Raw genomic sequence first — 12,232 nt, forward strand, 5'->3', positions numbered from 1 at the left:
GCCGTATGAGCAGCAACGGCGTTCAGCTGCGGGTGCGCGGCAAGGTGCAGGGCGTGGGGTTTCGTCCCTTCGTCTGGCAGCTGGCGCAGGCGCTTCAGCTGACCGGTGACGTCTGCAATGACGGAGAGGGCGTGCTGGTGCGCCTCGCGGGTAATGGGGGGGCCTTTACCGCGAGGCTGCATCAGGACTGCCCGCCGCTGGCACGCATTGATCGCGTGGAAACGCAGCCGTTTACCTGGGCGCACGTGCCGGAGGACTTTACCATCCGCCACAGCGGGGCCGGGACGATGGACACCCAGATTGTCCCCGATGCCGCGACCTGCCCGGCGTGTCTGGCTGAGATGTGCGACCCACGCGAACGCCGCTATCGCTATCCGTTTATCAACTGCACCCACTGCGGGCCGCGGTTTACCATTATCCGCGCGATGCCCTATGACCGTCCGGCCACGGCAATGGCGCCGTTCCCGCTCTGCGGGCCGTGTGAAGCCGAGTACCGTAATCCTGCCGACCGCCGTTTTCACGCCCAGCCGGTCGCCTGCCCGGACTGCGGACCCGCGCTGGCGTGGCGTGCGGGCGACATGACCGCTGAGCGCGAGGCTGCGCTGCGCGCGGCGGTGGCGATGATGAAAAGCGGCGGTATTGTTGCGGTTAAAGGTCTGGGCGGCTTTCACCTTGTCTGCGATGCGCGTAACCCGCAGGCGGTCGCGACGCTTCGGTCACGCAAGCAGCGCCCGTCGAAGCCGCTGGCGGTAATGATCCCGCATGCGGATGACCTGCCGGAGACGGTTCAGGCGCTGCTACGCTCACCCGCCGCACCCATTGTGCTCACGCCAAAAGCCTGGCTGCCCGCCTTCCCGGAAGGTATCGCGCCCGGTCTGGATACCGTGGGCATCATGCTTCCTGCGAACCCGCTGCAGCACCTTCTGATGATGGACTGTCAGCGCCCGCTGGTGATGACCTCCGGCAACCTCAGCGGCAGACCGCCTGCCGTCACCAACCGGCAGGCGCTGGATGAGCTCAGCGGCATCGCGGACGGCTTCCTGCTGCATAACCGCGATATCCTGCAGCGGATGGACGATTCGGTGATGGATCGGGACGGTGCGATGCTGCGCCGCGCGCGCGGTTTTGTGCCGGATGCCATCACGCTGCCTGCCGGGTTCGACAATATTCCCGCCATGCTGTGCACCGGGGCGGAGATGAAAAACACCTTCTGCCTGGTGCGTGGGAACCAGGCGGTGCTGAGCCAGCATTTTGGCGATCTCGGTGACGAGGGTGTGGAAGCGCAGTGGCGTTCCGCGCTGTCGGTGATGCAGGACATTTACGCCTTTCAGCCGACGCGCGTGGTGTGCGATGCCCATCCGGGGTATCGCGCTCGCCAGTGGGCGCAGGCGCAGGCGTTGCCCCTTGAAGAGGTACACCACCATCACGCTCACGCGGCGGCGTGCATGGCCGAAAACGGCTGGCCGCGCGAGGGCGGAGACGTTATCGCCCTGACGTTGGACGGGATCGGCATGGGGGAAAACGGCGCGCTGTGGGGTGGAGAGTGCCTGCGGGTCAGCTATCTCGACTATGCGCATCTGGGTGGCCTGCCTGCCGTTGCGCTGCCGGGTGGCGATCTGGCGGCGCGGCAGCCGTGGCGCAATCTGCTCGCCCACTGTCTGGCGTTTGTGCCTGACTGGCAGCAGTACCCGGAAACCCACGCGGTACAGCGCCAGAACTTGCCGCTGCTGGCGACGGCGATCCAGCGTGGCCTCAACGCGCCGCGGGCCTCGTCCTGCGGTCGCCTGTTTGATGCAGTCGCCTGCGCGCTGGGTATCGAAACCCAATCCTGGGAAGGTGAGGCCGCCTGCCGGCTGGAAGCCCTGGCATCGCAGTGCGCGGGTGTCGACCATCCGGTGACGCTGATAGTGGATAACCTCGCGCTTTTCTGGCAGCAGTGGCTGAGCTGGCAGGCGGAGCCCTGCGCGCGCGCCTGGGCGTTTCACGATGCGCTGGCAAAAGGGCTGGCGGAGCTCGCCGCGTTTCATGCCCGGCGCCTGTCGCTGTCGACAATCTGCCTCAGCGGCGGGGTATTGCACAACCGTCTGCTGCGCGCGCGTCTGCGTCATTATCTTTCTGACTTTACGCTTCTTTTTCCTTCGCGCCTGCCCGCAGGTGACGGAGCGATCTCCTTCGGGCAGGCGGTGGTCGCCGCTGCCCGGTCATGTTTACAAAGGACTTAAAATGTTACGACTGTTACGCAATGAACCTCGCGCCGCGCTCCTGCTGCTGGCTCTGGTAATGGCAAACCTGCTGGCCTGGGGATGGGCATGGCACACCTTTAGCGGCAGCACGGCGCTGATGGCGGCAAGCCTGCTGGCGTGGTGCTACGGACTGCGTCATGCGGTGGACGCTGACCACATTGCCGCCATTGATACCGTGACGCGTAAGATGATGCAGCAGGGCAAACGCCCGTCCGGCGTGGGGGCGTGGTTCTCGCTGGGCCACTCCACCATCGTGGTGCTGGCCTCCATTGCCATCGCCGCTACCGCCACGGCGTTTCAGAAGAACATGGCGTGGTTCCACGAAACCGGCAGCCTGATAGGCACCGCCGTTTCCGCGACTTTCCTGCTGGCGATGGCGCTGGTGAATATGGTGATCCTGCGCGGCGTCTGGCGCAGTTTTCAGGCGCTAAAACGCGGCAGGCCCGTGCAGGACGACATCACGCTACCGGCTCAGGGCGGGGTGATGAACTGGCTGTTCGGCAAGACCTTCCGCCTCGTCAATAAAAGCTGGCAGATGTACCTGGTCGGTTTCCTGTTTGGTCTCGGCTTTGACACGGCCACCGAGATCGGCGTGCTGGGGATCTCTGCCGCCAGCGCGTCCAGCGGAATGTCGGTGTGGTCAATCATGATCTTCCCGGCACTCTTCGCCAGCGGCATGGCGCTGGTGGATACCCTCGACAACCTGCTGATGGTGGGGGCCTACGGCTGGGCGTTTAACAAACCGCAGCGCAAGCTTTACTACAACATGACCATCACCGGCACCTCCGTGGTGGTGGCGCTGTTTATCGGCGGGCTGGAAGCGCTGGGTCTGCTGATGGATAAATTTGCCCTCAGCGGCGGCCTCTGGGATCTGATTGGCGCGGTAAACGACAATCTGGGCAACGCCGGGTTTGTCGTCGTGGGTCTGTTTGTCGCCTGCTGGCTGATCTCCATGGCGAATTACCGCTGGCGCGGCTACGACGCGCTGGTGGTACGTTCCTGAACGACCCAGTCCGGTGGCGCTACGCTTGCACGGGTCTGCATGTAGGCCGGGTAAGCGGAGCGCCACCCGGCAACAGGAGGGTTAAGCAGGGAGCGATTTCAGCAGGGCGAAGGCCTCCTTCATCCTGTCCTCACTGACGACAAAGGCGCGCATCTGACCGTCGGTATCGGTGCCGCGCGCCACCATGCCCTGCGGCGAAAGGGCAATCTGCCAGTCCAGATCCTGACGCTGCGTTTCACCTGCGAGATGCAGCGGTAATTCCGGCGTTTTCACTTTGACCAGCATGGCGGGTAATTTCACCGGAGCGTTGCCGCCGAGCAGGTTTTTCGCCAGGCACATGGCGCTTAACTGAATCGGCTGCAGGAACGGCAGCACCTGGCCGTTAATTTCCGCGCAGTCGCCCAGGGCATACATGTCCGGCTGCGTGGTTTGCAGGTAGCTGTTAACCTTCACGCCGCGGTTGATTTCGGCCCCTGCGCGATGCGCCAGCGCCGTTTCCGGGCGCAGCCCCGTCGCCGCAATCACCACATCCACCTCCACGCTGCGGCTGCGGTCGAGCGTTGCACGTATGCCGCTGCCGGTTTTGCTCAGGCTCTGCAGTTGCGATTTCAGCAGCAGATGGACGCCCATGTCGGTCAGACGATGCTGTAAGCGGCTGCTCACTTCAGCGGGCATCAGCGCCGACAGAATGCTCGCCGCGTGGTCGACCAAGGTCACGGATTTACCCGCACGGCAGAAATCCATCGCCAGCTCGGTGCCGATCAGCCCGCCACCGACAATCATCACCCGCGTGGCGTCGCGAAGCTCCGTTTCGCTGGCCTGATACGCCTGCTGGCTGTTGAGCGTGACCATCAGCTCGCGGCCCTCAACCGGCGGCACAAACGCAGAGGCACCCGTGGCCAGCACCAGCTTGTCGTAGTGCCAGGTTTTATCTTTCGCTTTCACCAGACGGGCGTTGGCGTCGATATCGGTAACCCAGGTGTACGGAAACAGACGCAGGTTAAACTGTTCTGCGAACGCCCCCGCCGTCTGGCGGGTGAGATCGTCTGCGCGCTGGTTCTGGCTAATGACGTGGCTTAAATCAGGCTTGTTGTACTCGTCCATGCTGTCGGCGGCGATCAGCGTCAACGGCACGTTAGCGTCCTGCTTGCGGATATTTTTCACCAGCTGGCGGGCGGCAAAGCCCGAGCCGATAATGACGATACCGTGGCTCATTTTGCCTCCGTTGCCAGTTCATCAAAGACGTCTTTCCCGAGGGAACATTCCGGGCAGAGGAAGCTGTCCGGCACCTCACTCCACGGCGTGCCCGGAGCGACATCCTGCAGCTGCTCGCCCCGTTCCGGGTCGTAAATCCACTGGCACACGCTGCACTGCATGCAAGGACCGAGGTCAGTAGCGGCGGCTTCAGCTATGGCTTCCGGCGCAACCGCCGCGGCGGGGGCGGTTTCCGGCAGCGGTGCGAGCGCCCACTGACGGGCAATGTCGCGGCCGTGCTGGCGGCAGATTTCCAGGGCGTCGATATCCGGCCGCCATTTCGCTTTCAGGCTCATCGACATCTCAAACCCTGCATCCTGTAAACGGGTGGAAAGGCGGTCGACCGCACCGCCGCTCCAGCCGTGGGAGCCAAAGGCGCTGGCGCGCTTGTTGCGAAAACGCAGGCCGGTCATCTCTTCGACCAGACCGGCAATCTTCGGCATCATCACGTTGTTCATGGTGGAGGTGCCCACCAGCACGCCCTTGGAGCGGAAGACGTTGGTGAGGATCTCGTTTTTATCGCTGCGCGCCACGTTGAAGATCTTCACCGCTACGTTCGGGTCCACTTCGTTGATGCCCTGGGCAATGGCGTCCGCCATCATGCGGGTGTTGTTGGACATGGTGTCGTAGAAGATCGTGATGCGATCTTCCTGATAATCCGCCGCCCACTTCAGGTACAGCTCCACGATCTGGGTGGGGTTTTCACGCCACACCACGCCGTGGGAGGTGGCAATCATCTCCACCGGCAGGTTAAAGCCCAGGATTTCAGTAATTTTTGGCGTCACCAGGCGGCTGAACGGGGTGAGGATGTTGGCGTAGTAGCGCTGGCACTGTTCGAACAGCTCGGTCTGATCCACCTCGTCGTTGAACAGACGTTCGTCGCAGTAGTGCTGGCCGAAGGCGTCGTTGCTGAACAGCACCGCGTCACCGGTCATGTAGGTCATCATGCTGTCCGGCCAGTGCAGCATCGGCGTTTCCACGAAGATCAGCTGCTTGCCGTTGCCGATATCCAGCGCGTCGCCCGTTTTCACGGTGTGGAAGTTCCACTCCGGATGGTGGTGGTGGCCGTTGATCGAGTCGATGGCGTTGGTGGTGCAGTAGATCGGGGTGTCCGGAATATACGACATCAGCTCGGTCAGGGCCCCGGCGTGATCCTCCTCCGCGTGGTTGATGATGATGTAGTCGATGGCGTTCAGATCGATTTCGCCGCGCAGGTTCTGCACGAACTCGCGGCTGAACTTGTGATCGACGGTATCGATCAGCACATTTTTACCTTCACGAATGAGATAGCTGTTGTAGCTGCTGCCGCGCAGCGTTTTATATTCCGTCCCGTGGAAATCGCGCACTTCCCAGTCACGTTGACCCACCCAATGAATGTTATTTTTAACCAGAATAGACATAGCAAACCTCAGCGTAATATCGCGTTTTTCAAATAGGATGGTTTGCTTATATCAAGCCGCGTGCCAACTTTTAATCTATTGATTTTTATAGGTTAATACTTTGATGATCCGAAATGGGTAGTCATTATGACTATTAAAAACAGTGTCACTATGACAACATGCATTGTCAAAATGACAGCGAGGCAGAGATGAGCTTTTCCGTAGACGTGCTGGCGAAAATCGCCATTGAACTGCAAACCGGTATTGGTCATCAGGACCGCTTCCAGCGGCTGATCTCCACGCTGCGCCACGTGCTGGCGTGCGACGCCTCGGCGCTGCTGCGCTACGAAGGACGGCAGTTTATTCCGCTGGCCATCGACGGCCTGGCGAAGGACGTGCTCGGGCGGCGCTTTACCCTTGAAGGCCATCCGCGTCTGGAAACTATCGCCCGCGCGGGTGACGTGGTGCGTTTCCCGGCGGACAGCGATCTGCCCGACCCGTACGACGGGCTGATTCCAGGCCAGGAGAGCCTGAAGGTGCACGCCTGTATTGGCTTGCCGCTGTTTGCAGGGCAGAATCTGATTGGGGCGCTGACCCTCGACGGCCTGTCGCCGGACCAGTTCGATACCTTCAGCGATGAGGAGCTTCGCCTGATTGCCGCCCTGGCCGCCGGGGCGCTGAACAATGCGCTGCTGATTGAACAGCTGGAGAGTCAGAATATTTCTCCCGGCAGCCCGGCGGCGTTTGAGCAGGTGAGGCACACGGAGATGATTGGCCTCTCGCCAGGCATGGCGCAGCTCAAAAAAGAGATTGAGATTGTTGCCGCGTCCGATTTGAACGTGCTGATCTTCGGGGAGACCGGCACCGGCAAGGAGCTGGTAGCGAAGTCGATTCACGAAGCGTCGCCGCGCGCGGTCAATCCGCTGGTGTACCTCAACTGCGCCGCGCTGCCGGAAAGCGTGGCGGAAAGCGAATTGTTTGGCCACGTCAAAGGGGCGTTTACCGGCGCCATCAGCAACCGCAGCGGCAAGTTCGAAATGGCCGATAACGGCACGCTGTTTCTGGATGAAATAGGTGAGCTCTCTCTGTCGCTCCAGGCCAAACTCCTGCGCGTATTGCAGTACGGCGATATCCAGCGCGTGGGGGACGACCGCAGTCACAGAGTGGACGTTCGCGTGCTGGCGGCGACGAACCGCGACCTGCGTGAGGCGGTGCTTGCCGGGCAGTTCCGCGCCGACCTGTTCCACCGCCTGAGCGTGTTTCCGCTTACCGTGCCGCCGCTGCGCGAGCGCGGGGACGACGTGGTGCTGCTGGCGGGCTATTTCTGCGAGCAGTGCCGTCTCAGGATGGGGCTTTCCCGCGTGGTGTTAAGCCCGGGGGCGAGGGCGCATCTGCTGAGCTACGCCTGGCCGGGCAACGTGCGCGAGCTGGAACACGCGATTCACCGCGCGGTGGTGCTGGCGCGAGCGACGCGTTCGGGTGATGAAGTGGTTATACATGCCCGGCATTTTGCGCAGCATGATGAAATTGCGTCTATTGCGCAGGCTGTACCAGAGAGAGCGAATGAAAATCTGCGTGACGCGACAGAGGCGTTTCAGCGTCAGATGATTACCCGCGCGCTGGAGCAGAACAACCGCAACTGGGCGGCGTGCGCCCGGGCGCTGGAGATGGACGTCGCCAACCTGCACCGGCTGGCGAAGCGTCTCGGGCTGAAGGGTTAGATAATCCCGGCCTGATAGAAATCCTGCAGGTTGATGGCACCGCACAGCCTGCCGGTGTCATCCACCACCGGTGCGGCGGTGATTTTGCGCTTCATCAGCACCTCTTTGGCTTCAATGGCGCGGCTCTCGGCGTTCAGCGTCAGCCCGCCCTGGGTCATGGCGTCCGACACGTCTGTTTCCAGCTTACCGCCGCTCACCAGCCAGCGGCGCAGGTCGCCGTCGGTGAACACGCCTTTGACGTATCCGTCGTCATCGCACACCGCCACCAGCCCCAGACCGGTACGGCTCAGCTCCAGCATCGCGTCCATGACGCTGGTATTGAGTTTGACCTGTGGAATCGCATCTTCTGTGCGCATCAGGTGGTGAACCTTGTTGAGCAGGCGCGCTCCGAGCGCACCCGCCGGATGCGAACGGGCGAAATCTTCTTCGTTAAACCCGCGCGCCTGCATTACCGCCATCGCCAGCGCGTCGCCCATCATCAGGGTATTTACGGTGCTGGAGGTGGGGGCGAGGTGCATCGGACAGGCTTCACGCTCAACGGAAATATCCAGCGTTGCTTTGGCGGCCAGCGCCAGGGGCGAGCGGGATTTCCCGGTCATCGCCAGCAGGGCGACCGATTTTTCCTGCAGGCGCGGAATAATGAGATCCAGCTCTTTCGCCGAACCGGAGTAGGAGATAAACAGCATCACGTCGCGGCTTTCAATCATTCCCAGATCGCCGTGCAGCGCTTCGGCAGGGTGCACGAAGAAGGCCGGGGTGCCGGTGCTGGCCAGCGTCGCGGCAATCTTTTTGCCGATATGGCCGGATTTACCGATGCCCGCCACGATCACTTTGCCTTCGCAGTGGATAATGGTGTTGGCCGCGCGGACAAAATCCTCGCCCAGACGTTCCGGCAGGCGGCTGGCTTCCTGCAGCTCCAGCATCAGCGTCTGGCGGCCCGTTTCTAACAGAAAATCACTCATCTCTCTCTCCGGTTACGATCACGTCGATGCCTTTCTCTTCCAGCGCTTTTTTGAACGCCGGGTCGATACCCGCGTCGGTAATCAGCTTATCAACGCTTTCAAGGCTACAGACAATGTTGGGGCTTTTGCGGCCAAACTTCGACGAGTCCGCCATCAAAATCACTTCCCGCGCGGCGTTGCACATGGCTTTACTGACGCTGAACACCTCGTTAAACGTCGTGACGCCCGCGTTCAGGTCGATGCCGTCGGTACCCATAAACAGTTTATCGAAGCTGAAGTGGTCGAAGGCGTTCTCCGCCAGCTGCCCGTGGAACGACGCGGATTTTTTACGGAAGGTGCCGCCGGGCATCAGGATGGTCTGCTCGCAGTCGTTCTCCGACAGGGCGTTGACGATGTGCAGGCTGTTGGTCATCACCGTGATGTTGTTAAAGCGGCTGAGCAGGGGGATCATCTGCAGGACGGTACTGCCTGCATCCAGAATGATCGAGTCGCCATCGTGGATAAATTTTACGGCGGCTTCGGCAATCAGCGCTTTCTGGTGGGTATTGATCAGCGTTTTGTGGTCGATAGGCGGGTCCGCTTCGTCTTTATTGAGCACCACGCCGCCGTAGGTTCGAATGACGGCGCCAGAGTTTTCGAGCAATACGAGGTCCTTGCGTATCGTCGTGCCGGTGGTGTCAAAGTAGTGGGCCAGATCCTCTACCGAGCATTTTCCCTGCTTTTGCAGATGCTCGAGAATGGCCGCCTGCCGCTGACGAGGTTTCATAGGCGCTTCGTTCCTTAGGTTGCGAAATGATAATTTCGCAAGTCTATATCTTTCACAACGAAATTATCCATGTTTCAGATTAAGCGCTAATGATAGTGCATTATGACAAAGTGGATCATGGGGAAAGATCACATCGGGCTGCAATTCCTGCAGCGAAATGCCGTTGATTGCCTGGATTTTCACCGGACGGGCAAAGACGGTCATGCCGCGCATGATGAGGGAATCGCAGACCTTGTTGTTTTCATCCAGCGCAACAGCCACGACGACCCGCGGCTTGAAACGTCCACCGGAACGCCCGACGCCCACGCGGCCTTTCTGGCACAGGGCGTCAAACGCGCGGTTAAACCGATGGATTTGCCAGCCGCCAAACGCCATCTGGCAGATCCAGGCGAGGGCGGCGACGGTAATGAGTGCGGTGACCATATCGGCTCCTTTAATTGCCGGGTGGCGGCTGCGCCTTACCCGGCCTACGGGGATTGTAGCCCCGGTAAGCGCAGCGCCACCGGGGAATGAACTCAGAACATCACCTGCCCACCGGTGACGTTAATCGACTGTCCGGTGCAGTACGAGGCTTTCGGGCTGGCGTAAAACAGCAGCATGTTCAGCACGTCCTGATAGTCGCACCCGCGCTTGAGCGGCACTTTATCGATGTAGTACTGCTCCACTTCTTCCGCTTTAATACCGAGCTTGGTGGCGTACTGCGGCAGCAGGGACTGGAACATCGGCGATTTCAGCAGATTGCCCAGCATCAGCGAGTGGACGGTAATGCCGTATTCGGCCAGATCCAGCGCCAGAGACTGCGTCAGCCCCACGCCGCCAAACTTCGCCGCGCTGTAGCCGGAATTGTGCTTGCTGCCCACTTTCCCCGATTTTGAGTTGATCTGAATGATGCGCCCCTGAATGCCGTCGCGGATCATCAGACGGGAAAACTCGCGGGCGCAGAGGAAATAGCCCACCAGATTGACCTGCAGCGAGCGGTCAAAATCCCCCAGCTCGAAGTCGCTGATAAAGGCCGCTTTCGCAATGCCGGCGCTGTAAACCAGCAGGTCGGTACGCCCAAAAATGTCGTCCACGCCGCGCGCGAGCGCCATCACGCTCTGCTCGCTGGTGGCGTCGGCGCCAAACCCGTACGCCATTCCTTCACCAAACTCGGTGTTGATGGTGTCCGCCACGCGGGCGGCCTTTTCACTCTGAATATCCACTACCGCCACGCGGTAACCCTCTGCGGCAAGCCCACGGCAGAGGAACTCGCCTAAGGTTTGTCCCCCACCAATGACAACGGCAACCTGACTCATGTCTATCTCCTTAATTACGCAACAAATTTTAACGTGCAGCCTGGGGTGACAGCCTGCGGAACCGGGCCCGCTACGTGAACCGTGCCGGGATATTCCGCCTGCGGCTGGCCGTCGAAACGCAGGGTGATGTGGCCCAGCTCGCGCAGGTTTTGTTCAGCGACGTCGCCGACGGCGGTCACGGCATAGCGCGCCTCGCCCAGCTGTAGCTGGCTCCCGGCCTTTAGCTCACCGTTCAACTCGCCGTGGCAATGGATAAAGCAAAACTCTTCGATATCCGCAGGCGCCCCTTCGCGAAAGGTGATCAGCATCTGGTCGCTCAGCGCATCCGCCGCGCTCTGGCCGATGCGGGTAATGGTGGTCTGGTAAATCACGGTCATGGCAGGAACCTCTTATTGATAAATAAAGCCGGAGACAAACCAGGCAATCAGCACCGTCGGCGCTCCCGTCAGGAAGCGGCTGACCAGCACGGACGGCACGCCCACGCGCACGGTGTCCTGGCGTGCTTCCGCCAGCGACAGCCCCACGGGGATAAAGTCGCACGCTGCCTGGGCGTTAATGGCAAACAGGGCGGGCAGGGCGAGGTGCGGAGGAATATTCCCCAGACCAATCTGCACGCCAATCAGCACGCCGATAACCTGAGCAATCACCGCGCCCGGGCCGAGGAACGGCGACAGCAGCGGGAAGGAGCAGATCAGCGCCAGCGTGACCAGCCCGAGCGGGTGGCTGGCGAGCGGGGCGAGGCCGTGGGCAATCCAGTCGCCCAGGCCGGAAGCCATGATGATGCCGATCAGCGCCGAGACGAACGCCATAAACGGCAGAATGGTCTTCAGCACCGTGTCGATGGTGTCGCGCCCGGACTGGAACAGCACCGCCACGGCGGAACCCATTCCCATCCCGACCTTTGCCAGCAGGCCATCGCTCTGCTCGGTAATTTTCTTGCTGGTGTCGTACTCGCGCGGGGCCGCTTTTTGCGGCGCAGACGTCCCCTTCACCAGGGTGATGTTGTCTTCCTTCACGCCTGAGACATAAATGTCTTCGAGGATGTACTGCGCCAGCGGGCCGGATTTCCCGGTGGAGTGAATATTTACCGTCGGAATGCGGCGCTTCGGATAGATGCCGCAGCGCAGCGTGCCGCCGCAGTCGATCACCGCCACGCCGATTTCCGCCTCCGGCGGTTCGCCTTCCTTGAAGCCGTCGACCGCTTCCCAGCCCGTCAGCTCGCGCAGCCTGTCGACGATCGCCGGGCGGGTACCCGCGGTGATGTACACAATCTTTTTGCCTTCGGTGGCGTCGAACTCCAGCGGGCCGCCCCAGCCGCCCGTGCCTTTCTCAATGCGGATCCGGTTCATGCTGTGGCTCCTGAAAGATGGACTTTCTGTTCAAGCTGGATGCCCATTTTTTTCTCGAAAATAGCGGTGGTGAGGTCGGTCACCCAGCCGCGGAAGAAGTTGGTGACCAGACCGACCAGCAGGTAGCTCACCGCCAGCGGGCCGCCCCAGCCGCCCGTGCCTTTCTCAATGCGGATCCGGTTCATGCTGTGGCTCCTGAAAGATGGACTTTCTGTTCAAGCTGGATGCCCATTTTTTTCTCGAAAATAGCGGTGGTGAGG

11 protein-coding genes and 1 pseudogene are annotated in these 12,232 nt (G+C 61.2%); 3 read left to right on the forward strand and 9 right to left on the reverse strand.

Going from position 1 to position 12,232, the window contains the following annotated elements:
• The first annotated feature begins 5 nt into the window (after positions 1 to 5).
• Complete coding sequence (hypF, locus tag LLF79_RS15540; RefSeq protein ID WP_227879836.1) at positions 6 to 2,222, forward strand: carbamoyltransferase HypF; 2,217 nt, start codon at positions 6 to 8, stop codon at positions 2,220 to 2,222.
• Position 2,223: 1 nt separating this feature from the next.
• Positions 2,224 to 3,246, forward strand: a complete 1,023-nt coding sequence (locus tag LLF79_RS15545) for a HoxN/HupN/NixA family nickel/cobalt transporter (RefSeq protein ID WP_021241944.1) — start codon at positions 2,224 to 2,226, stop codon at positions 3,244 to 3,246.
• Between the two features lie 81 nt (positions 3,247 to 3,327).
• On the opposite strand, the gene norW is transcribed toward LLF79_RS15545, so the two are convergent.
• Together norW and norV are read right to left on the reverse strand one after the other, a co-directional pair.
• Positions 3,328 to 4,461: an NADH:flavorubredoxin reductase NorW gene (gene norW, locus LLF79_RS15550; protein WP_025912378.1), complete on the reverse strand. Its 1,134-nt coding sequence runs from the start codon at positions 4,459 to 4,461 to the stop codon at positions 3,328 to 3,330.
• A complete protein-coding gene (gene norV, locus LLF79_RS15555; protein WP_095429295.1) occupies positions 4,458 to 5,900 on the reverse strand; it encodes an anaerobic nitric oxide reductase flavorubredoxin in 1,443 nt (480 codons plus the stop codon). Before norV ends, norW begins: the two co-directional genes overlap by 4 nt.
• A gap of 188 nt (positions 5,901 to 6,088) precedes the next feature.
• Between norV and norR the strand changes: the two genes are divergently transcribed.
• On the forward strand, positions 6,089 to 7,600 hold the full coding sequence (gene norR, locus LLF79_RS15560) for a nitric oxide reductase transcriptional regulator NorR (RefSeq protein WP_095429294.1): 1,512 nt from the start codon (positions 6,089 to 6,091) through the stop codon (positions 7,598 to 7,600).
• On the opposite strand, the gene gutQ is transcribed toward norR, so the two are convergent.
• The 7 genes and pseudogenes from gutQ to LLF79_RS15595 all read right to left on the reverse strand — a co-directional run.
• Entirely contained in the window at positions 7,597 to 8,562 is a 966-nt protein-coding gene (gene gutQ, locus LLF79_RS15565) for an arabinose-5-phosphate isomerase GutQ (protein ID WP_045418125.1), read from the reverse strand. The genes norR and gutQ overlap by 4 nt on opposite strands.
• Positions 8,555 to 9,328: a DNA-binding transcriptional repressor gene (locus tag LLF79_RS15570; protein WP_008499558.1), complete on the reverse strand. Its 774-nt coding sequence runs from the start codon at positions 9,326 to 9,328 to the stop codon at positions 8,555 to 8,557. Before LLF79_RS15570 ends, gutQ begins: the two co-directional genes overlap by 8 nt.
• A gap of 63 nt (positions 9,329 to 9,391) precedes the next feature.
• The gene (gene gutM / locus LLF79_RS15575; RefSeq protein ID WP_227879838.1) at positions 9,392 to 9,751 is read right to left on the reverse strand and encodes a transcriptional regulator GutM; all 360 of its coding nucleotides are present in this window, start codon (positions 9,749 to 9,751) and stop codon (positions 9,392 to 9,394) included.
• Between the two features lie 92 nt (positions 9,752 to 9,843).
• A complete protein-coding gene (gene srlD / locus LLF79_RS15580; RefSeq protein WP_008499555.1) occupies positions 9,844 to 10,623 on the reverse strand; it encodes a sorbitol-6-phosphate dehydrogenase in 780 nt (259 codons plus the stop codon).
• A 14-nt stretch (positions 10,624 to 10,637) separates the two neighbouring features.
• Complete coding sequence (gene srlB, locus LLF79_RS15585) at positions 10,638 to 11,000, reverse strand: PTS glucitol/sorbitol transporter subunit IIA (RefSeq protein WP_047072071.1); 363 nt, start codon at positions 10,998 to 11,000, stop codon at positions 10,638 to 10,640.
• Positions 11,001 to 11,012: 12 nt separating this feature from the next.
• Positions 11,013 to 11,972 carry a PTS glucitol/sorbitol transporter subunit IIB gene (locus tag LLF79_RS15590; protein WP_039025237.1) on the reverse strand — a complete coding sequence of 320 codons (960 nt, stop codon included), beginning with the start codon at positions 11,970 to 11,972 and terminating at the stop codon, positions 11,013 to 11,015.
• A pseudogene (locus LLF79_RS15595) lies at positions 11,969 to 12,115 on the reverse strand (PTS glucitol/sorbitol transporter subunit IIC); the annotation flags it as partial. The pseudogene LLF79_RS15595 and the gene LLF79_RS15590, both read right to left, overlap by 4 nt.
• Positions 12,116 to 12,232 lie beyond the last annotated feature (117 nt).

The organism is Enterobacter cloacae complex sp. 2021EL-01169, from assembly GCF_020733125.1.
Lineage (GTDB): Bacteria > Pseudomonadota > Gammaproteobacteria > Enterobacterales > Enterobacteriaceae > Enterobacter > Enterobacter roggenkampii.

Bases quoted from the DNA above. Each gene is read 5' to 3' on its own strand.
- hypF (WP_227879836.1), top strand. From the start codon at position 6: ATGAGCAGCAACGGCGTTCAGCTGCGGGTGCGCGGCAAGGTGCAGGGC.
- LLF79_RS15545 (WP_021241944.1), top strand. From the start codon at position 2,224: ATGTTACGACTGTTACGCAATGAACCTCGCGCCGCGCTCCTGCTGCTG.
- norW (WP_025912378.1), bottom strand. From the start codon at position 4,461: ATGAGCCACGGTATCGTCATTATCGGCTCGGGCTTTGCCGCCCGCCAG.
- norV (WP_095429295.1), bottom strand. From the start codon at position 5,900: ATGTCTATTCTGGTTAAAAATAACATTCATTGGGTGGGTCAACGTGAC.
- norR (WP_095429294.1), top strand. From the start codon at position 6,089: ATGAGCTTTTCCGTAGACGTGCTGGCGAAAATCGCCATTGAACTGCAA.
- gutQ (WP_045418125.1), bottom strand. From the start codon at position 8,562: ATGAGTGATTTTCTGTTAGAAACGGGCCGCCAGACGCTGATGCTGGAG.
- LLF79_RS15570 (WP_008499558.1), bottom strand. From the start codon at position 9,328: ATGAAACCTCGTCAGCGGCAGGCGGCCATTCTCGAGCATCTGCAAAAG.
- gutM (WP_227879838.1), bottom strand. From the start codon at position 9,751: ATGGTCACCGCACTCATTACCGTCGCCGCCCTCGCCTGGATCTGCCAG.
- srlD (WP_008499555.1), bottom strand. From the start codon at position 10,623: ATGAGTCAGGTTGCCGTTGTCATTGGTGGGGGACAAACCTTAGGCGAG.
- srlB (WP_047072071.1), bottom strand. From the start codon at position 11,000: ATGACCGTGATTTACCAGACCACCATTACCCGCATCGGCCAGAGCGCG.
- LLF79_RS15590 (WP_039025237.1), bottom strand. From the start codon at position 11,972: ATGAACCGGATCCGCATTGAGAAAGGCACGGGCGGCTGGGGCGGCCCG.